Source organism: Mycobacterium intracellulare ATCC 13950 (assembly GCF_000277125.1).
GTDB classification, from domain to species: Bacteria; Actinomycetota; Actinomycetes; order Mycobacteriales; family Mycobacteriaceae; genus Mycobacterium; species Mycobacterium intracellulare.
This window is the reverse complement of the sequence record NC_016946.1, coordinates 3,431,734-3,452,501: the sequence shown is the minus strand read 5'-3', so window position 1 is coordinate 3,452,501 and position 20,768 is coordinate 3,431,734. Positions and strand designations below refer to the sequence as shown.

Here is a 20,768-nt window from a genome sequence, read left to right as displayed (position 1 = left end):
TCGGGGAATGAAACGGCTTTCGAGCGTTGATGCGGCGTTTTGGTCGGCCGAAACCGCGGGCTGGCACATGCACGTGGGGGCGCTGGCGATCTGCGACCCGAAGGAATGCTCCGAGTACAGCTTTGCGCGACTGCGCGAGCTGATCATCGAGCGGCTGCCGGAATTGCCGCAGTTGCGGTGGCGGGTCACCGGGGCGCCATTCGGCCTGGACCGGCCGTGGTTCGTCGAGGACGAGGACCTGGACCCCGACTTCCACATCCGGCGCATCGCGGTTCCGGCGCCCGGCGGTCGGCGCGAACTCGAGGAACTGGTGGGGCGGTTGATGTCCTACAAGCTGGACCGCGCCCGGCCGCTGTGGGAGATGTGGGTGATCGAGGGTGTCGAGGGCGGCCGGATCGCGTCGCTGACCAAGATGCACCACGCCATCGTCGACGGCGTCTCGGGCGCTGGCCTGGGTGAGATCCTGCTGGACGTCACGCCGGAACCGCGACCGCCGCAACAGGAGACGGTCGGATCGCTGGTGGGGTTGAATATTCCGGGCATCGAGCGGCGTGCGGTGGGCGCGCTCATCAACGTCGGCGTCAAGACGCCGTTCCGCGTCGCGCGGCTGGTGGAGCAGACGGTGCGCCAGCAGATCGCCACGCTGGGGGTGCGCAGCAGGCCGCCGCGCTACTTCGAAGCGCCGAAAACCCGCTTCAACGCGCCGGTTTCGCCACACCGGCGCATCACCGGCTGCCGCGTCGAACTGGCCCGCGCCAAGGTCGTCAAGGACGCCTACGGTGTGAAGCTCAACGACGTGGTGCTGGCGCTGGTGGCCGGCGCCGCCCGCGACTACCTACTCAAACGCGGTGAGTTGCCTGCCAAACCGCTCATCGCGCAGATCCCCGTGTCGACGCGCACCGACGAGAACAAGGATGACGTCGGCAACAAGGTGAGCTCGATGACCGTCTCGTTGGCCACCCACATCGAAGACCCCGGGGAACGGCTGCGGTCCATCCACGAAAGCACCCAGAACGCCAAGCTGATGGCCAAGGCGTTGTCGGCGCACCAAATCATGGGGCTGACCGAGACGACACCGCCGGGGTTGTTGGGGCTGGCCGCGCGGGCATATACCGCCAGCGGTCTGTCGCGAAACCTGGCCCCTATCAACCTGGTTGTCTCGAATGTGCCCGGCCCGTCGTTCCCGCTGTACATGGCCGGCGCCAAGCTCGATTCGCTGGTGCCGCTGGGGCCCCCGGTGATGGACGTCGCGCTGAACATCACCTGCTTCTCCTACACGGATTACCTCGACTTCGGCTTCGTGACGACGCCCGAAGTGGCCAACGACATCGACGACATGGCCGATCGCATCGAGCCGGCGCTCACCGACCTCGAAAAGGCCGCCGCGCGGGAGAACAGCCCCAACTAGGCCTGCTGCCAGGCGATCTCACGACTATGAGGCGCCGCCATTTGACCTAGCGGCGATCGCGAGCGCGGCGCAGCCGGGCGAGGCGGGTCGGCGCCATCGGAGCTAGCAGCGATGGCAAAAAGTGTTATGCGGCGCCGGGATTGTCGGCTTCTGCGTCGTCGTGGTGTTCGTGGTGGAGGAGTTTTTCGGGGTGGTGGTAGGTGTTGGTGCGGGGTTGGCCGCGCTCGAGGTGGGGTGGTGGTTTCCATTCGGTGTCGCCGCGGGGGTTTTTGCGGGTGGTCCAGCCGCCGGGGTTGAGCATGCGGTGATGGGGGCCGCAGGCGAAGGTGAGCTGGTTGATGTCGGTGCTGTGACACTTGCTGTAGTCGGTGGTGTGGTGGACTTCGCAGTAGTAACCCGACACGGTGCAGCCCGGGGCGGTGCAGCCGCGGTCCTTGGCGTACAACACGATTCGTTGTCCCGGGGAAGCCAGCCGCTTGGTGTGATACAACGCCAGGGCCTTGCCCTTATCGAAAATCGCCAGGTAGTGATGGGCGTGGCGGGCCAGGCGGATGACCTCACTCATCGGCAGGATGGTGCCCCCGCCGGTCAGGGCTCGCCCGGCGGCGGCCTCCAACTCGGCCAGGGTGGTGGTGACGATGATGGAGGCCGGTAACCCGTTGTGCTGACCCAACTCCCCGGAGGCCAACAGCCCACGCAGCCCGGCCAGCAGGGCGTCATGGCCGCGCTGAGCAGCCGAGCGGGTATCACGGTCGATGGCGGCTTGGCTGGGCGTCCCGTCGACGCACGGGGTGTCGTCGAGCGGGTTGCACATGCCCGGGGCGCCGAGTTTGGCTTCCACGGCTTCCAGCGTGGCGCGTAGTTCGGGGGTGATCAGGCCCCGCAACTCCGACATGCCGTCGGCCTGTTGTTTGCCTAGGGTCACCCCGCGGCTGCGGGCGCGGTCCTCATCGGTGAAAAGGCCGTCGGGATTGAGGCAATCTTCCAGGACGCGGGCCAGGCCGTCGAGTTCGTCGGGCCGGTGATAGGCGGCGTGGCCGGCCAGGTCGGCCTCGACGCGCTCGCGGGTGGCTGGGTCGATCCAGCCGGGCAGGCGGCGAAAGAATCGGCGGATCACCGCGACATGGGCGGCGCCGAGTTCACCGCGGGCCTGGGCGGCGGCGGTGGCGGCCAACACCGGGGGCAAGGGTTCACCGGTCAGGCCGTGGCGCGGGCCCAGATCGGCGGCGTCTTTGACCCGCCGGGCGGCCTCGGTGTGGCTGATCCGCAGCCGGTCGGCGATCGCCTGATCCAGCGGGCCGCCGAGTTCTTGGATGCTGGCTTGGCGGGCCAGGTGATTGATCAACGCATGCTCAGCCACCGGCAGCCGGCGGCGCGTCTTTTCGCAGCGCTCTAACAGCGCCAGGCACTCCCGAGGAGCCAGCGCATCAAAACTCAGCCCCGCCACGCCCTCGATCGCGGCATCAAGCGCGTCGAAGGCCGCGCTGATCGCGTCCCGATCGATGATGCCGCCCGAACTCATACCACGAACCTATCGAGGCCCACCGACACAAAACCCCGCATTGTGACCACAGAAGCCACAGTGACACAAGGGAATTCAATATCCGTTTCCGATATCCGAAACCGTGTCGGCGGGAGCGCGGGCGGCTCGTGTCGCCGGGAGCGCGGGCGGCTCGGGGCGCGGGAGCGCGCGCGGGCCGCGGCGCCGGAACGCGCACGGCTCGGGGCACCGCCTCGGTCGGCCGAAAGCGGTCCTAGTCGCGCTGGGGCGGACGCGTCGCGTACACCCACGACAAGAACCGCGCCACGGCCTCCGCGGAACGGTGGGCCCGCGGGGAACTGAAGATGTCGAAAGCGTGTTGGGCGTGCGGCAATTCGGCGTAGGCGACCGGTGACTTGGACACCGCGCGCAGCTCCTCGACGAACTCCTGCGCCTCGCCCACCGGGATCAGCGAATCGTCGTGCCCGTGCAGGACGAAGAAGGGTGGCGCGTCGGCGCGGAGCCGACGGATCGGTGAGGCGTCGACGTAGATGTCGCGGTGGGTGCTGAATTTCCGCTTGACGACGAACTTTTGGAGCAACTCCACGAATTCGCGCCGGCCCTCGCCCTCGGTGGAAAACCAGTCGTAGCGCCCGTACACCGGGACCGCGGCGACCACCGACGTGTCGGCCTCCTCGAAGCCGGGCTGGAACGCCGGGTCGTTGGGTGTCAGCGCCGCCAGCGAACACAGATGGCCACCGGCCGAACCGCCCGTGATCGCCACGAAATTCGGATCCCCGCCGTAGCGGGAGATGTTCTCCTTCACCCAGGCCAGCGCGCGCTTGACGTCGACGATGTGGTCGGGCCAGGTGTGCCGCGGCGACACCCGGTAGCCGATGGACACGCACACCCAACCGCGCGCGGCCAGGTGACTCATCAGCGGATAGGCCTGGGGCCGGCGCATTCCGATCACCCACGCGCCGCCGGGCACCTGCACCAGCACCGGCGCCTTGCCGTCGCGCGGTAGATCGTGGCGGCGCCAGATGTCGGCCAGATTGGCGCGGCGGTGCGGCCCGTAGGACACCACGTTCGTCTTCTCGACGTAGCGGCGCCGCGCCACCGTATTCCCCAGCGGCAGGGTGCGACGCCCGCTGCGGGTGGGCTTGGTCTGCGGCAGCTTGTCGAGCGCCTCTTCATAGTCGTCGCCGAGTTGCTCGCGCAGCCCCGCCTCCAGCACCGGCCCGGGGGTCGTCACGCCGCGATACTTGATCACCGCCAGGATGGCCCAGGACGCCGCCGTCAGCGCCAGCGCCACCTTCCCGCGACGTCCCGCGAAGTCGCCGCGCCGCCCGCGCCGCAGCACGTCCAAAAGCGAAGCGGAGAAGTACACGCCCGGCACCTCGGACGCCGGCCACCCGAACCAGAAGACCAGCACCGTGCTGTAGCCCTTGCGGGCCAGCGGCCGTAAACCGTTGGCGGCGTTGGCCAATTCCAGCGTGGCGCGCACCAGTGGCCTGGGCCTTCTGATCATCCGGGTGAACCGCATCAGCCGCCGACCCGTGCTCGCAGCTCCGCGCGCAGGATCTTGCCCGTGCTGCTGCGGGGGAGTTCATCCAGGACCGCGATCTCGCGCGGCACCTTGTAGTTGGCGAGGTTGTCCCGCACGTGTTGCTTGAGGGCGTCGGGGGTAGCGCCGGCGCCCGGCTCCAGCACCACGAACGCCGCCAGCCGCTGGCCGTATTGTTCGTCGTCGACGCCGATCACCGCCGCCTCGGCCACGTCGGGATGTGCTGCGAGCGCCTTCTCCACCTCGATCGGGTAGACGTTCTCGCCGCCGGACACGATCATCTCGTCGTCGCGGCCGACGACGAACAGCCGGCCCGCGGAATCCAGATACCCGACGTCGCCCGACGACATGAATCCGGCGTGAAAGTCTTTCGTGCTGCCCGAGGTGTAGCCGTCGAACTGGGTGTTGTTGCGCACGTAGATGCTGCCGACCTCGCCGGCGGGCAGCTCGTTGAATTCCGGGTCCAGGATGCGGATTTCGGTTCCACCGGCGGGCCGGCCCGCGGTGTCGGGCGCCGCGCGCAGGTCGGCCGGCGTGGCGGTGGCGATCATGCCCGCCTCGGTGGCGTTGTAGTTGTTGTAGATCACGTCGCCGAACTCGTCCATGAACGCGGTGACGACGTCGGGGCGCATCCGCGAACCGGATGCCGCGGCGAACCGCAGGGACCGGCCGCTGTAGCGGCGCCGCACCTCGGTCGGCAGATCCATGATCCGGTCGAACATCACCGGCACCACCACCAGGCCGGTCGCCTTGTGCCGGTCGATAAGGTCCAGGGTGGCCTCCGGGTCGAATTTGCGCCGGGTGATCACCGGGCAGGCGAACGACGCCGCGAGCAGCAGCTGGGAAAAGCCCCAGGCGTGGAACATCGGCGCCACGATCACGATGGGCTCCTCCGCCCGCCACGGCGTGCGGTCCAGGATCGCCTTCAGCGTTCCGATTCCCGCGTTGCCGCCAGATTGCTTGGCGCCCTTGGGCGTTCCGGTGGTGCCGGAGGTGAGCAGGATCATCTTGCCCTTGCGCCCGGTGCGCTGGGGTTGAGCGCCTGCCCGGGCCGCGATCAGCCCCTCGACCGTGCGCTCATGCTCGGCATCGGTCCACGCCAAGATGCGGGTCGCGTCAGGCGTGCCGGCCAGCGCGCGGTCCACCGTCTCGGTGAACTCCTCGTCGTAGATGACGGCGTCGACGCCCTCGCGGGTCACCACGTCGGCCAGCGCCGGCCCGGCGAACGACGTGTTGAGCAGCAGGATGTCCGAGCCGATCCGGTCGGCGGCCACCAACGCCTCGACGAAACCGCGGTGATTGCGGCACATGATCCCGATGACGCGGGGCTGGCCCGACGGCAACCCCTGCAGCGCCGCGGCGAGCGCGTTGCACCGCTCATCGAGTTCGCGCCAGGTCAGGCTGCCCCGCTCGTCGATCAGCCCGGGCCGATCCGGGCAGCGTTGGGCGGCGCTGGCGAACCCTGACGTCATGCCCATGCCTTCGCGGCGCATGGCCGCGGCGATCCGCACGTAGCGATCCGGGCGCATGGGCGCGATCAGTCCGGCGCGGCGCATGGTGCCGATCAGACCAAGGGTCTCGCTCAAAGGGTTTGGCATGACTCAGCCGAGGATCGGGAACCGGCGCTTGGCGGCGAGCTCGGTCAGCGCCTCCTGCATCACCGAGCGCACGTACTCGTCGACCTCGTCGATGTCGGGGTCCTCGCCGAACTTCCCGGCGATGTCGATCGGCTCCAGCACCCGGGTCACGATCTTGGTCGGCAGCGGCAGGTTGGGTGGGATGACCGCACTCAGGCCGAAGGGGAAACCGAACGACACCGGCAGAATCGCGCTGCGCAGCAACCGTTTGATGCCCAGCCGCTCGGCCAGCCAGGTGCCGCGCGTCAGGTAGAGCTGCGTCTCCTGCCCGCCGATCGACACCGCGGGCACGATCGGGACGCCGGCGTCGATCGCGGTGCGGACGTAACCCTTGCGGCCGTTGAAGTCGATGACGTTCTCCGACAGCGTGGGCCGGTAGGCGTCGTAGTCGCCGCCGGGGAACACGATCACCACCCCGCCGGACCGCAGCGCGACGGCCGCGTTCTCCCGATTGGCCCGGATGTATCCGGTACGCCGGAAGAAGTCCGCGGTGGGGCCCGTCATGAGGATGTCGTGGCTCAGCGTGTAGACCGGCCGGTCGTAGCCGAGCTTGTCGTAGAAGTGGGCGCTGAAGATCGGGACGTCCATCGGGAACATGCCGCCCGAGTGGTTACCGACCACCAGCGCACCGCCGGGCGGGAACGAGTCCAAGCCGTGTACCTCCGACCGGAAGTACGTCTTCAAGACCGGGCGCATCACCGCCATCAGGCGCTGGGTCAAGACGGGGTCGAATTTGCCGATGTCCCCGCCATCGGCGTTGTCGCTGTCGGTCACGTTCCTCCCTTAACGCTCGCGCCGGGCCAGGTGCCGAGTCGAGTCCCTCGATGGTAGCGACCAAGGAAGCGCCGACGTCATGGTGTTTCGGCATTTTCGCCCGCGTAAGCCGTTGAGTCGGCTGCGGTGCCGATACATTCGATGGGCCAGCTGGTTTTCCGACAGGAACGAGGCCGCCCATGGGATTCATGTCACCGGAGCTTCCGGACGTCGACCGCAGCACCTGGCCCACGTTGCCCCGGGCCACCCGGCTGCAAGTCGTGACCCGGCACTGGGCGGAACACGGCTTCGGCACGCCATACGCGGTGTATTTGCTCTACCTGCTCAAGATCGCCCTCTACGTCGCCGCCCCCGCCGCGATCATCTCGCTAACCCCCGGCCTGGGCGGTCTGGGCCGCATCGGCGACTGGTGGACGCAACCCATCGTCTACCAGAAGGTCGTCATCTTCACGCTGCTGTTCGAGGTCACCGGCCTCGGCTGCGGATCCGGGCCGCTGACCGGGCGGTTCATGCCACCGATCGGCGGCATCCTTTACTGGTTGCGACCCAACACAATTCGGCTCCCGGCCTGGCCCGGCAAGGTTCCGTTCACCCGCGGCGACACGCGCACCGCCTTCGACGTCGCGCTGTATGCCATCGTTCTGATCGGCGGGGTGTGGGCGCTGCTGTCGCCCGGCCACGGCGGGCCGGTCACCACCGCGGGCGATGTCGGCCTGATCGACCCCGTGCGGGTCGTCCCGACGATCGTGGCGCTGGCCCTGTTGGGTCTACGCGACAAGACGGTCTTCCTGGCCGCCCGCGGCGAACACTATTGGCTGAAGCTGTTCGTGTTCTTCTTCCCGTTCACCGATCAGATCGCGGCCTGCAAGCTCATCATGCTCTGCTTGTGGTGGGGCGCAGCGGTTTCCAAGCTCAACCACCATTTCCCTTACGTGGTGGCGGTGATGACGAGCAACAACGCGCTGCTGCGAAGCCGGGTGTTCACCCCGCTGAAGCACCTGCTCTACCTCGACCACGTCAACGACCTGCGACCGTCGCTGCTGCCCAAGCTGATGGCCCACGTCGGCGGCACCACAGCGGAATTCGTGGTTCCGACGGTGCTGGTCTTCTTCGCCGCCGATCACCCGTGGCGATGGTTTCTGATCGCGTTCATGGTGCTGTTCCATCTCAACATCATTTCCAACCTCCCAATGGGAGTCCCCTTGGAATGGAACGTGTTCTTCATCTTCTCGCTGTTCTATCTGTTCGGGCATTACGGCGCGGTCCGGGCCCCCGATCTTCGCTCGCCCGTGCTGCTCGCCCTCGTGATCCTCGCGGTGGTGGTGGTCATCGTGGGAAACATGTTCCCCGAAAAGATTTCGTTCCTTCCGGCGATGCGGTACTACGCCGGCAACTGGGCCACCAGCGTGTGGTGCTTTCGTGCGGGCGCCGAGGAGAAGATCGACGCCGACATCGTGAAGAGCTCCGCGCTCGTCGTCAATCAGCTGGCGAGGCTCTACGACCCGGAAACCGCCGAAATCTTGGCGGACAAGATCGCCGCCTTCCGCGCGATGCACGTGCATGGCCGGGCGCTCAACGGGCTGCTGCCGCGCGCGATCGACGACGAAGCCGACTACAAGATCCGTGAGGGCGAAATCGTTGCCGGGCCGCTCGTCGGGTGGAACTTCGGCGAGGGCCACCTGCACAACGAGCAACTTGTGGAGGCGGTGCAACGCCGCTGCCGCTTCGAGGACGGCGACCTGCGGGTCATCGTCCTGGAGGGTCAGCCCATCCACGTCCAACGGCAGTCGTATCGCATCCTCGACGCCAAGACCGGCCTGATCGAGGCGGGCTACGTCGACGTCAAGGACATGCTGACCCGCCAGCCGTGGCCCGAGCCCGGCGATGACTGCCCCGTCCACGTCATTGATGACGCCCATGGCTAGGTCAGTCGTCGTCGGCGCCGGGCCCAACGGGCTGGCCGCCGCGATCCACCTCGCCCGCCACGGTGTCGACGTGCAGGTGCTGGAGGCCGGCGAGACGGTCGGCGGGGGAGCGCGCTCGGCCGAGCTGACGGTGCCCGGGGTGATCCACGACGTCTGCTCGGCTGCGCATCCGATGGCAGTGGGTTCACCGTTCTGGGAGGAGATCGACCTGCCGAGCTACGGGCTGACCTGGAAGTGGCCGGAGGTCGACTGCGCGCATCCGCTCGACGACGGCACCGCCGGGTTGCTGTACCGGTCGATCGACCGAACCGTGGCCGAAATGGGCGCCGACGGACGGCGGTGGCGGCTCGCGGTGGGCGATCTCGCCGCCGGCTTCGACGAGCTGTGCCAAGACCTGATGCGCCCGGTCCTGCATGTTCCGCACCACCCCATCCGGCTTGCTGCCTTCGGGCCGCGCGCGCTGTTGCCGGCGACCGTGCTGGCCCGCTGGTTTCGCACCGAGCGGGTGCGCGCGCTATACGGCGGCCAGGCCGCGCACGCTTACACCCGGCTCGACCGGCCGCTGACGGCCGCAATGGCGCTGATGTTCATGGCCAGCGGGCACCACTACGGCTGGCCGGTGGCTGCGGGCGGATCGGGTTCGATCATCGCGGCGCTAGCAGCCGTCCTGGCCGAACACGGCGCTGCGATCACCACCGGCGTCACAGTGACCAGCCGCAAAGACATTCCCGACGCCGACATCGTCATGCTCGACCTCACCCCGGCCGCGACGCTGCGGCTCTACGGCGACGCCATGCCCGGCCGCATCAAGCGCTCCTACCGGCGCTACCGCCAGGGGTCCTCGGCCTTCAAGGTCGACTACGCCATCGAGGGCCACATTCCCTGGACCAATCCCGACTGCGGTCACGCCGGCACCGTGCACCTGGGCGGGACATTCGCCGAGATCGCACACAGCGAACGCGAGCGGTCGCAAGGTCGGATGTACCGGCGGCCGTTCATCATCCTTGGGCAGCAGTACCTGGCCGACCCGTCGCGCTCGGCGGGCAATATCAACCCGATCTACGCCTACGCCCACGTGCCGTTCGGCTACACCGGCGATGCCACCGAGATCATCACTGACCAGATCGAGCGCTTCGCGCCCGGATTCCGCGACCGCGTCGTCGCCACCGTCAGCAGGGGCACCGCCGATCTACAGGCCTACAACCCCAACTTCATCGGCGGCGACATCATCGGCGGCGCCAACGACGGGCTCCAAGTGATCCTGCGGCCCCGCGTCTCCGTCAACCCGTACGCGACCGGTGTGCCGGGGGTATACCTGTGCTCGCAGTCCACCCCGCCCGGGGCCGGCATCCACGGACTGTGCGGCTACCACGCCGCCGAGGCGGCGCTGGGCTGGCTGCGCAAACGCCGCAGCGATTGACGGCGGAGCCCCCTCGACGAGATCGGCGTTCATACCGTGCCGCCGCCGTGTTATCGCGTTGTGCCGCCCAGCGGCACGTCGGCTCTCCACGGCTTGCCTACGCCGCCGTCTGAATCCCAGATCGATTGCCGGGCCATTCCCTTGCGTCTGGCCCTGCGGCGCATGCCCGCACGGAGTACGTCCTGGACCGTCAACGGGCCATTATGGATCAACGAGATACCAGATCCTGTTGAGGGCGTTACGCGCTCCTCGGCAGAGCTGACGACCGAATGCGTCTCAGTGGCGTGCGTCATGTTCGTGCACCTTCCTGCTCGTGAAAGACAGTTGCTGTTTGGTTGGGGTCCTGCATTGCGTGCCGGGCCACCTCGAACGGTGTGCGGCTAGTCCGGATGGCGGATGGTCGCGCGCTTGAGCCGGCGATTGTTCATCGGATCGTGTGTCGACTTCTGGTGTTCAAGCTGCCGGCTCAATTCGCGCTTTGCATCGCACAGGGCACGGGTGATGTCCGGGTTTTCTGCGACTGCTACGAGCAGTGGATGGCCGGGAAGGGTTGTGCGCAATGTGATGCGCTGTTCCTTGCCGCCGCGGTCCTGCAGGGTGACTTCGATGTCCACATCTTTCGGATGCCATCTGCCTAGCTGCGCCTCAAGCGTGGACAACGTCTGTGTGACGTGTGGACGCTCCTTGGCGAGAAAGCCCGCGCCTACGTGAATCACATTCTCGCGGAAAGTGTTTCGCTTTGCGTGGTCAGAGTTCCTCATGGTGGCCCCCATTTCGGGTATTAGGTATCGAGGGTGTTGATTTGAGCTGGTCGACGCGTGGCTGGACGAATGTCATGTTGGCCGGCGACCGAAACAGCCAAGCCCAGGGCGGTCACAATGCCGATCGTGAGAACCAAAGTGCGGTGTGCTGCGGCGAACGCATGAACGCCGATGACCAGTTTCCGGACTAGACCTCCAGTAAACGCCCTGTCAGACGGGTTGTCAACGCTGTTGGCCTACGGCGTGGGCCCTGAGGCCCTCATTCGAGGAAGTGAGCTATGCCGGCATTTCGTGGCGCGAGGCCCCGATCGGGCCAGCCCGCTTCGGCCCCTGCGAATTGCGTTGTGGCAGTGCCATTCATGGTGGGCTCCGGCTCGCTGGGGCGGGATAAACCCGCGCTCTGGCCGGCCTTTTCGTCGGCGGCGATTTTCAGTTCACCGACCACGTCTTCGATGCAGGTCGCGACCGATGCGACGTCATCGACGTTATCGGGGCACGCGACGATGCCCACGCTCAGGGTGCCGCCATAGGACACGGCGGTGATGTTGAGATTCGAGCCCTCAAACAGCGGGGCCAGAGCGTGAATTCCGAGGACATGCGCCCCGGCGCAATAGATTTCGTCGCTGGGGCCCGGAACGTTGGAGGCGATGACATGAGCGACTGGCGAGTGGAACCGCGACAGTTGCAGACCGGTGTACACACCCATCACCCAGCCGATGACGACCGGTGGAACGAGGTCTATGACGTCGGCGAGATTGACGGGCCGCACTGCCCGTCGCCCGTCCTTGATCCTGGATGTCGCATCGTGAATGCTGGCCAACTGCTGTGCCGGGTCGGCCAGATCCACCGGCAATTTGACGACAACAGGCGACCAACTATTGGACGCGTCGCCGTCGACGCCGCGTGTCGAGATCGGCATCATGGTGCGCAGCGGATGACTGGGCACCGTGTCGTGGCTTGCCAACCATCTGCGCAGCGCCGATGTCGTTGCGGTCAAAAAAACATCGTTCACAGTGACATCGAACGCGCCGGCGATGGCGCGCACATCATCCATGGCCACCCCGGCGAACGCAACGGTCCGTCGCGCGGTGAGGGGGGCGTTCAGCAGCGTTCGCGGCGAACTGTCGTCCTCCTCGGAATCCGAACCGTCGGACCGTTGCGGTCCGGCACCCGGGAGGAGTTTGCGTACCGATCTCAACGCGGTTCCTATCGTCGACTTCACCGCGACGGGGCCCAGCCTGACGGCGATCCGAATGCCCACAGCGGTGTTGGCGGCGACCTCGTCGATCACGTCCCACACCCTGGTGGCCGCACCGGGCATCGTGGCCTCGGCCCGCTCTGGCGCCACCGCGAATTCAGCGTCGGCATCGACAGTCATCAGTTCGGGCAACATCGACGTCACTGCGCCCACACCGTCGGTGATGGCGTGGGAGAACTTGATCAACACCACTAGTCTGCCGTCGGCGAGACCCTGCACGACCCAGGCGTCCCACAGCGGGCGGTCGCGGTTCAACGGCTGCCCATGCAACTCGCCGATAAGGGTGGTCAGCTCTCGCATGGTGCCGGGTTCGGCCAGCCGCACACAATGCAGATGGCTTTGGACATCGAATGCGGGGTCCTCGATCCATGACGGCTGGCCCAACCCGAAGGGTCTGGTGAGCAGACGCTGCCGGAAACCAGGGATTGTCGCAGTGCGCTGAGCCAGCAGCTTGCAAATCGCGTCGGCGGTCACTGCGCCGTGCGCCTCGGGGTCGCAAAACAACACGGCCATGACGTGGGTGGGCATCACTGATGTTTCGCCGTGCAGCGTGACACCGTCAAGGCCGGTCAATCGTTTCATCATGCTGTTCCATCCGTATATCCGAGCTGTCAGCTCAAAGCTTGGCCCGCGGCTTTTGCGCCGCGCTCAGCAGCGACGGCCGAAACGCCTGGCCGCAGGGCGATTCGTGATACCCGGCACCGTCTGCCAATTCGTGCCGGCGGCACTTCGGTCAGCCCGCACTGTGCCCATCACCGTACGTCCACACCATCGACACGCGCTGGCGCACAATATCGCTCGCAACATGCCGCCAAGCCATACCGGGATCAGCAGGACGAAATGGATGCGCACCAACGGGAAGGCGTGCGGTCGCTGCGGTGCTGACGCCCAGCCGGACCGTTACTCAGCGCACCTTTTCGGGGATTGAGTTCAACGCAGCCAGGACATGCACGGCGAGTTTGACCGCCGCATCATTGCCCACCTTGGAGTGCGCGCTTATGGTGTCCGTGACGAGTTGGAGACGAATCTCGTAGGGAGTGCGAAACGTTGTGAGCGCTGCCATCGAATTTCCTTTGTAGTCGAGCATGTTCGCTCGCAACCGAGCTGCTCGATATCGATGAGCGTACGCCGATTCGCGGTCGCCGCGTGCGCGACGAGCACGCGGGTCTTGGGTACGCCCGATTTGAAAGAACAAGATCTTCCGTTCCAGCACAGCGGCAGGTGGGGACGAAACGCCTAGCTGATCTCGTGCTACTTCCTCGCGCGTTTGCGGGCCGAGCGCCTTGGCGCTGGCACGGTGGCGGCCAGACCGATGAACAACACATCCAGAGCGCGGTCGAGTTCGGCTGCACCGTCGTAGTCGCCGAGCGCTGGGGCCAGCGCGCGCACCTGAGGGAACTCGGTGATCGCCAGTCGGTGCAACCCGAGGCGCAGCACATCATCGGACTCCTCGGGCCGCTCGACGACCTCCTGCAGCTCGGTGAGGATGTGGCCATATAGATAGCCGAAGAGCACCCGGTAAATATGTAGCGCGTCGACTCCGCTGAAGCCCACCGAAGTGAGCAGCGCGACGACGTCCTCCAGTGGCCGTAGCATGCCCGGGGGTCGCTGCCCCAGCGGCGTGGCTAGTGGCCGAGTCACCAATAGCGGCACCACATTCGGGTGCTCGAGGGCCAGTCGGCGGAAGTCATGCGCCACCGCGCGCAGCTGCTCGGCCCAGTCCGGGTCTGCCGTGTCCACCCGCAATTTGCCCAGCACAATCTCGGCGATGCCGTCGAGCAGCGCCGCCTTGTTCGGCACATGCCGATAAATCACCGTCGGGTCGCGACCCACCGCCTCACTCAGACGCCGCATCGACAATCCATCCACACCGTCACGGTCGACCAATCGCAAGGCGCACTGCAATACCACCGACCGGCTGACCATGCCGTGTTCTGGGCGGTTGGCGGCGGACGCGTCAAGTCCATCGCCGGCAGCTGTGGTTCGCTTCGGCACCGTGGACGTCCCTTCCTCCATGTGTTCTACGCGATTGCGGCGGCCCATCCTAACGCCGCTGGCCAACGTTGTTGACACCCGGCGTGGGGAGCGAGCGGGTGCAGGAGTCCGCGAGGGCTTCCAGCCGGAATTGCAGGCTCGACGGGGCGCGCCGGGCAGGCCGAAGCCGGTCTGGACCCGCAACCGCTCGGGTGATGTTGCGCACACGTTGTGGCGTCTACCGACGACCATCCTGCAAAGGCGATGGTCCACACTCTTACCGGCGCGCCAACCGAGCGTGTCGCTGATCTAGGCTGACCAGAGGCGGTGTCCGCGGACATGGAAAAGACATTGATGAAGACGGCTCAGGAAACACAGAGGAGAGACAAGTGACGGTCCGAGTAGGTATCAACGGCTTCGGTCGAATCGGGCGGAACTTCTACCGGGCCTTGCTGGCTCAACAGGAGCAAGGCACCGCGGACATCGAGGTGGTCGCGGTCAACGACCTCACCGACAACGCCAGCCTGGCGCACCTGCTGAAATTCGACTCCATCCTGGGCCGCCTGCCGCACGACGTCAGCCTCGAGGGTGACGACACCATCGTCGTCGGCAACGCCAAGATCAAGGCGCTCGAGGTCAAGGAGGGCCCGGCGGCGCTGCCGTGGGGCGACCTGGGCGTCGACGTCGTCGTCGAGTCCACCGGCATCTTCACCAACGCCGCCAAGGCCAAGGGCCACCTGGACGCCGGCGCCAAGAAGGTGATCATCTCCGCGCCGGCCACCGACGAGGACATCACCATCGTGCTCGGCGTCAACGACGACAAGTACGACGGCAGCCAGAACATCATCTCCAACGCCTCGTGCACCACGAACTGCCTCGGGCCGCTGGCCAAGGTGCTCAACGACGAGTTCGGCATCGTCAAGGGCCTGATGACCACCATCCACGCCTACACCCAGGACCAGAACCTGCAGGACGGCCCGCACAAGGACCTGCGCCGCGCCCGCGCCGCCGCCCTGAACATCGTGCCGACCTCCACCGGCGCCGCCAAGGCCATCGGCCTGGTGCTGCCCGAGCTGAAGGGCAAGCTCGACGGCTACGCGCTGCGGGTGCCGATCCCCACCGGCTCGGTCACCGACCTGACCGCCGAGCTGAAGAAGTCCGCCACCGCCGAGGAGATCAACGCGGCGATGAAGGCGGCCGCCGAGGGGCCGATGAAGGGCATCCTCAAGTACTACGACGCGCCGATCGTCTCGAGCGACATCGTCACCGACCCGCACAGCTCGATCTTCGATTCCGGGTTGACCAAGGTGATCGACGACCAGGCCAAGGTGGTGTCCTGGTACGACAACGAATGGGGCTACTCCAACCGCCTGGTGGACCTGGTCGCCCTGGTCGGCAAGTCGCTGTAACCCGTGGCCGTCCACACGCTCAAAGACCTTCTCGGCGAGGGGGTTTCGGGCCGAGGCGTGCTGGTGCGCTCGGACCTGAACGTGCCGCTCGATGACGGCAAGATCACCGACCCCGGGCGCATCACCGCCTCGGTGCCGACGCTGAAGGCGCTCGTCGAGGCGGGCGCCAAGGTGGTGGTCACCGCGCACCTCGGGCGTCCCAAGGACGGGCCGGACCCGAAGCTGTCGCTGGCGCCGGTCGCCGCGGCGCTCTCCGAGCAGCTGGGCCGCCACGTGCAGTTGGCCGGGGATGTCGTCGGCACCGACGCGCTGGCCCGCGCCGAGGGGCTGACCGACGGCGACGTCCTGCTACTGGAGAACATCCGCTTCGATGCCCGCGAGACCAGCAAGGACGACGCCGAGCGGCTCGCCCTCGCCCGCCAGCTCGCCGAATTGGTCGGGCCCACAGGCGCTTTCGTCTCCGACGGCTTCGGCGTGGTGCATCGCAAGCAGGCGTCCGTGTACGACATCGCGACCCTGCTGCCGCACTACGCCGGCACGCTGGTGGCCGAGGAGATCCAGGTGCTCCAGCAGCTGACCAGCTCCACCAAACGCCCCTACGCCGTGGTGCTCGGCGGGTCGAAGGTGTCCGACAAGCTCGGGGTCATCGAGTCGCTGGCCACCAAGGCCGACAGCATCGTCATCGGCGGCGGCATGTGCTTCACTTTCCTTGCCGCGCAAGGCTTTTCCGTCGGCAAGTCACTGCTGGAGACCGAGATGGTGGACACCTGCCGGCGGCTGCTGGACACCTACGTCGACGTGCTGCGGCTCCCGGTGGACATCGTGGTGGCCGACAAGTTCGCCGCCGACGCGACCCCGCAGACCGTCGCCGCCGACGCCATCCCGGACGACCTGATGGGTCTGGACATCGGGCCCGGATCGGTCAAACGGTTCGCCACCTTGCTGTCCAACGCCGAGACCGTCTTCTGGAACGGGCCGATGGGCGTGTTCGAGTTCCCGGCGTTCGCCGCGGGCACCAAGGGCGTCGCCGAAGCGATCGCCACCGCGACCGGCAAGGGCGCCTTCAGCGTGGTCGGCGGCGGGGACTCGGCGGCGGCCGTGCGCGCGCTGGGCATCCCGGAAGGCGACTTCTCGCACATCTCCACCGGTGGGGGAGCGTCGCTGGAATACCTTGAGGGCAAGACGCTTCCGGGTGTCGAGGTACTGGACCGTCCGCAACCGACTGGAGGCGCAGCGTGAGCCGCAAGCCACTGATCGCCGGCAACTGGAAGATGAACCTCAACCACTTCGAGGCGATCGCGCTGGTGCAAAAGATCGCGTTCGCGCTGCCGGACAAGTACTACGACAAGGTCGACGTCACGGTGCTGCCGCCGTTCACCGACCTGCGCAGCGTGCAGACCCTGGTCGACGGCGACAAGCTGCGGCTGACCTACGGCGGGCAGGACCTGTCCCAGCACGACGCCGGCGCCTACACCGGCGAGATCAGCGGCGCCTTCCTGGCCAAGCTGGGCTGCACGTTCGTCGTCGTCGGGCACTCCGAGCGCAGGACCTACCACCACGAGGACGACACCGTCGTCGCCGCCAAGACCGCCGCGGCGCTCAAGCACGAACTGACCCCGATCGTCTGCATCGGCGAGCACCTCGAGGTGCGCGAGGCCGGAAACCACGTCATCCACTGCGAAGAGCAGCTGCGGGGGTCGCTGGCCGGGCTGTCCACCGAACAGATCGGCAAGGTCGTCATCGCCTACGAGCCGGTGTGGGCGATCGGCACCGGGCGGGTGGCCAGCGCCGCCGACGCCCAGGAGGTGTGCGCGGCGATCCGCAAGGAGTTGGCGTCGCTCGCCTCGCCCCAGGTCGCCGACTCGGTGCGGGTGCTCTACGGCGGCTCGGTCAACGCCAAGAACGTCGGCGAGCTCGTCGCCCAGGACGACATCGACGGCGGCCTGGTCGGCGGCGCGTCGCTGGACGGCGAGCAATTCGCCACGCTGGCGGCCATCGCCGCCGGTGGGCCTCTTCCGTGATGCGGCCAAGGCACCGGTAGGCTGGCCGTCATGCAGTTGGCTTTGCAGATCACCCTGGTCGTCACCAGCATCCTGGTGGTGCTGCTGGTGCTGCTGCACCGCGCCAAGGGTGGCGGCCTGTCCACGCTGTTCGGCGGTGGCGTCCAATCGAGCCTGTCCGGATCCACCGTGGTGGAAAAGAACCTGGACCGCCTGACGCTGTTCATCACCGGCATCTGGCTGGTGTGCATCATCGGCATGGCGCTGCTGATCAAGTACCACTGACGACCTGACCGCCCCGCGGCACGCCGATACTGGGACGCATGGCTGACGCCTCCGAAGCCCCCGAGGACACCCTGGAACCGATCGGCGCCGTCCAGCGCACCCCGGTGGGGCGCGAGGCGACCGAGCCGATGCGGGCCGACATCCGACTGCTGGGCGCCATCCTGGGCGACACGGTGCGCGAGCAGAACGGGCGCGAGGTGTTCGAGCTCGTCGAACGCGCCCGAGTGGAATCGTTCCGGGTGCGCCGCTCCGAAATCGACCGGGCGGAGCTGGCCCGGATGTTCTTTCGCATCGACATCCACCAGGCCATTCCGGTCATCCGCGCGTTCAGTCACTTCGCGCTGCTGGCCAACGTCGCCGAAGACATCCACCGCGAGCGCCGCCGCGCTGTCCACGTCGCCGCCGGCGAACCGCCGCCGGACAGCACCCTGGCCGCGACCTACGCCAAACTCGATGAGGCACAACTCGATTCGGACACGGTTGCCGACGCGTTGAAGGGCGCCGTGGTCGCTCCGGTGATCACCGCCCACCCCACCGAGACCCGCCGACGCACCGTCTTCGTCACCCAGCACCGGATCACCGAGCTGATGCGGCTGCACGCCGAGGGGCACGCCGAGACCGACGACGGCCGCAACATCGAACTCGAGTTGCGCCGCCAGGTCCTCACGCTGTGGCAGACCGCGCTGATCCGGCTGTCCCGCCTGCAGATCACCGACGAGATCGAGGTGGGTCTGCGCTACTACGCCGCCGCGTTCTTCAAGGTGATCCCGCAGGTCAACGCCGAGGTCCGCGACGCCCTGCGCGCCCGCTGGCCCGACGCCGACCTGTTCGACGAGCCGATGCTGCAGCCGGGATCCTGGATCGGCGGGGACCGCGACGGCAATCCGAACGTGACGGCCGACGTGGTGCGCCAGGCCACCGGCAGCGCCGCGTTCACCGCGCTGGCGCACTACCTGGCCGAGCTGACCGCGCTGGAGCAGGAGCTGTCGATGTCGGCGCGCCTGGTCTCGGTCACCCCCGCGCTGACCGAACTCGCCGGGGGCTGCGCGGAGAAGGCCCGCGCCGACGAACCGTACCGGCGGGCGGTGCGGGTGATCCGCGCCCGCCTCAGCGCGACGAGCGCGGCGATCCTGGACCGGACACCGCAGCAGGTGCTGGATCTGGGGCTACCGCCGTACGAAACCCCGGCCGAACTGGGGGCCGATCTCGACACCATCGACGAGTCGCTGCGCGGCCACGGCAGCGCGCTGCTGGCCGACGACCGCCTGGCGCTGCTGCGAGAAGGCGTGCGGGTCTTCGGGTTCCACCTGTGCGGCCTGGACATGCGGCAGAACTCCGACGCGCACGAAGAGGTGATCTGCGAGCTGCTGGCGTGGGCCGGCGTGCACCCGGACTACCGGTCGCTGCCCGAAGACGAGCGCGTCGAGCTGTTGGCGGCCGAGCTGGGCACCCGCCGCCCGCTGGTCGCCGACGACGCGCAGCTGTCCGACCTGGCCCGCGGCGAGCTGGGTGTGGTGCGCGCCGCCGCGCACGCCATCAAGCGCTACGGACCGTCCGCCGTCCCCAACTACGTGATCTCGATGTGCCGTTCGGTCTCCGACGTCCTCGAGGCCGCGATCCTGCTGAAAGAGGCGGGGCTGATCGACGCGTCCGGTCCCGAACCCTACTGCCCCGTGGGCATTTCCCCGCTGTTCGAAACCATCGACGATCTGCACAACGGCGCGACGATCCTGCACGCGATACTGGAACTTCCGATCTACCGGGCGCTGGTGGCCGCGCGCGGCGAGACCCAGGAAGTGATGCTGGGTTACTCGGACTCCAACAAGGACGGCGGGTATTTGGCGTCCAGCTGGGCGGTGTACCGGGCCGAGCTGGCGCTGGTGGAAGTGGCGCGCAAAACCGGAATCCGGTTGCGGCTCTTCCACGGTCGCGGCGGCACCGTCGGGCGTGGCGGCGGGCCGAGCTACGAGGCGATCCTGGCGCAGCCGCCCGGCGCGGTGAACGGCTCGCTGCGGCTCACCGAGCAGGGCGAGGTGATCGCCGCCAAATACGCCGAACCGCAAGCGGCGCAACGCAATCTGGAAAGCCTGCTGGCCGCCACGCTGGAGTCCACGCTGCTGGACGTCGAGGGCCTGGGCGACGCCGCGGAACCGGCGTACGCGGTGCTCGACGAGGTGGCCGTGCTGGCCCAGCGGGCCTACGCCGAATTGGTGCACGACACACCGGGTTTCGTCGACTACTTCATGGCCTCCACCCCGGTCAGCGAGATCGGGTCACTGAACATCGGCAGCCGGCCGACGTCCCGCAAACCCACCGAGTCGATCTCGGACCTGCGCGCCATCCCGTGGGTGCTGGCGTGGAGCCAGTCGCGGGTCATGCTGCCCGGCTGGTACGGCACCGGATCGGCATTCGAGCAGTGGATCGCGGCGGGCCCGCAGAGCGAGGCCGAGCGGGTGAGCATCCTGCACGACTTGTACCAGCGCTGGCCGTTTTTCCGCAGCGTGCTGTCGAATCTGGCTCAGGTGCTGGCCAAAAGCGACCTCGGCCTGGCGGCCCGCTACGCCGAATTGGTCGACGACGAGGAATTACGGCGCCGGGTCTTCGACAAGATCGTCGACGAGCACGGCCGAACCATCGCCATGCACAAGCTCATCACCGGGCAGGACAACCTGCTCGCCGACAACCCCGCGCTGGCGCGGTCGGTGTTCAACCGCTTCCCGTACCTCGAGCCCCTGAACCACCTCCAGGTGGAGTTGCTGCGCCGCTACCGCTCCGGGGACGACGACGAATTGGTGCAGCGCGGGATATTGCTGACGATGAACGGGCTGGCGAGCGCGTTGCGCAACAGCGGCTGACGACGCGCGTACTTC

At 67.4% G+C, this 20,768-nt stretch carries 16 protein-coding genes; 8 read left to right on the top strand and 8 right to left on the bottom strand.

Annotated elements, in window-relative coordinates; all coding sequences use genetic code 11:
- The first annotated feature begins 7 nt into the window (after nucleotides 1–7).
- On the top strand, nucleotides 8–1,408 hold the full coding sequence (locus tag OCU_RS40480; RefSeq protein ID WP_009954040.1) for a WS/DGAT/MGAT family O-acyltransferase: 1,401 nt from the start codon (nucleotides 8–10) through the stop codon (nucleotides 1,406–1,408).
- A 124-nt stretch (nucleotides 1,409–1,532) separates the two neighbouring features.
- Here the strand turns inward: OCU_RS40480 and OCU_RS40475 are convergent, their stop codons facing one another.
- The 4 genes from OCU_RS40475 to OCU_RS40460 all read right to left on the bottom strand — a co-directional run bounded on the left by OCU_RS40475 (nucleotide 1,533) and on the right by OCU_RS40460 (nucleotide 6,866).
- On the bottom strand, nucleotides 1,533–2,930 hold the full coding sequence (locus OCU_RS40475) for an HNH endonuclease signature motif containing protein (protein WP_014380470.1): 1,398 nt from the start codon (nucleotides 2,928–2,930) through the stop codon (nucleotides 1,533–1,535).
- 232 nt (nucleotides 2,931–3,162) lie between these two features.
- Complete coding sequence (locus OCU_RS40470) at nucleotides 3,163–4,434, bottom strand: alpha/beta hydrolase (protein WP_014380469.1); 1,272 nt, start codon at nucleotides 4,432–4,434, stop codon at nucleotides 3,163–3,165.
- Complete coding sequence (fadD12, locus tag OCU_RS40465; RefSeq protein WP_014380468.1) at nucleotides 4,434–6,053, bottom strand: acyl-CoA ligase FadD12; 1,620 nt, start codon at nucleotides 6,051–6,053, stop codon at nucleotides 4,434–4,436. The genes OCU_RS40470 and fadD12 overlap by 1 nt, the downstream gene beginning before the upstream one ends.
- A 3-nt stretch (nucleotides 6,054–6,056) precedes the next feature.
- Nucleotides 6,057–6,866 (bottom strand): lysophospholipid acyltransferase family protein, encoded by an 810-nt coding sequence (locus tag OCU_RS40460; RefSeq protein ID WP_014380467.1) that lies wholly within the window; start codon nucleotides 6,864–6,866, stop codon nucleotides 6,057–6,059.
- Nucleotides 6,867–7,045: 179 nt separating this feature from the next.
- On the opposite strand from OCU_RS40460, the gene OCU_RS40455 reads away from it, so the two are divergent.
- Together OCU_RS40455 and OCU_RS40450 are read left to right on the top strand one after the other, a co-directional pair.
- Nucleotides 7,046–8,791 (top strand): DUF3556 domain-containing protein, encoded by a 1,746-nt coding sequence (locus OCU_RS40455; protein WP_014380466.1) that lies wholly within the window; start codon nucleotides 7,046–7,048, stop codon nucleotides 8,789–8,791.
- Entirely contained in the window at nucleotides 8,784–10,211 is a 1,428-nt protein-coding gene (locus OCU_RS40450; RefSeq protein ID WP_014380465.1) for a phytoene desaturase family protein, read from the top strand. The genes OCU_RS40455 and OCU_RS40450 overlap by 8 nt, the downstream gene beginning before the upstream one ends.
- A gap of 380 nt (nucleotides 10,212–10,591) precedes the next feature.
- Here the strand turns inward: OCU_RS40450 and OCU_RS51705 are convergent, their stop codons facing one another.
- The 4 genes from OCU_RS51705 to OCU_RS40430 all read right to left on the bottom strand — a co-directional run bounded on the left by OCU_RS51705 (nucleotide 10,592) and on the right by OCU_RS40430 (nucleotide 14,273).
- The gene (locus OCU_RS51705; protein WP_225332077.1) at nucleotides 10,592–10,972 is read right to left on the bottom strand and encodes an HPF/RaiA family ribosome-associated protein; all 381 of its coding nucleotides are present in this window, start codon (nucleotides 10,970–10,972) and stop codon (nucleotides 10,592–10,594) included.
- 259 nt (nucleotides 10,973–11,231) lie between these two features.
- Nucleotides 11,232–12,758, bottom strand: a complete 1,527-nt coding sequence (locus OCU_RS40440; protein WP_233425199.1) for a wax ester/triacylglycerol synthase family O-acyltransferase — start codon at nucleotides 12,756–12,758, stop codon at nucleotides 11,232–11,234.
- 376 nt (nucleotides 12,759–13,134) lie between these two features.
- Nucleotides 13,135–13,317, bottom strand: coding sequence for a DUF6307 family protein (locus OCU_RS40435; RefSeq protein WP_009951901.1), 183 nt, complete (start codon nucleotides 13,315–13,317; stop codon nucleotides 13,135–13,137).
- 164 nt (nucleotides 13,318–13,481) lie between these two features.
- Nucleotides 13,482–14,273 carry a TetR/AcrR family transcriptional regulator gene (locus OCU_RS40430; protein WP_014380463.1) on the bottom strand — a complete coding sequence of 264 codons (792 nt, stop codon included), beginning with the start codon at nucleotides 14,271–14,273 and terminating at the stop codon, nucleotides 13,482–13,484.
- A gap of 320 nt (nucleotides 14,274–14,593) precedes the next feature.
- Between OCU_RS40430 and gap the strand changes: the two genes are divergently transcribed.
- From gap to ppc, 5 genes are read left to right on the top strand one after another with little or no spacing between them, the layout of a single operon-like run.
- Nucleotides 14,594–15,613: a type I glyceraldehyde-3-phosphate dehydrogenase gene (gap, locus tag OCU_RS40425; RefSeq protein ID WP_009951905.1), complete on the top strand. Its 1,020-nt coding sequence runs from the start codon at nucleotides 14,594–14,596 to the stop codon at nucleotides 15,611–15,613.
- A 3-nt stretch (nucleotides 15,614–15,616) separates the two neighbouring features.
- Nucleotides 15,617–16,852 (top strand): phosphoglycerate kinase, encoded by a 1,236-nt coding sequence (locus OCU_RS40420; RefSeq protein WP_014380462.1) that lies wholly within the window; start codon nucleotides 15,617–15,619, stop codon nucleotides 16,850–16,852.
- Nucleotides 16,849–17,634, top strand: coding sequence for a triose-phosphate isomerase (gene tpiA / locus OCU_RS40415; RefSeq protein WP_014380461.1), 786 nt, complete (start codon nucleotides 16,849–16,851; stop codon nucleotides 17,632–17,634). The genes OCU_RS40420 and tpiA overlap by 4 nt, the downstream gene beginning before the upstream one ends.
- 30 nt (nucleotides 17,635–17,664) lie before the next feature.
- Nucleotides 17,665–17,898, top strand: coding sequence for a preprotein translocase subunit SecG (gene secG, locus OCU_RS40410; RefSeq protein WP_008258126.1), 234 nt, complete (start codon nucleotides 17,665–17,667; stop codon nucleotides 17,896–17,898).
- 38 nt (nucleotides 17,899–17,936) lie between these two features.
- Entirely contained in the window at nucleotides 17,937–20,753 is a 2,817-nt protein-coding gene (ppc, locus tag OCU_RS40405) for a phosphoenolpyruvate carboxylase (RefSeq protein ID WP_014380460.1), read from the top strand.
- The last annotated feature ends 15 nt before the right edge of the window (nucleotides 20,754–20,768 follow it).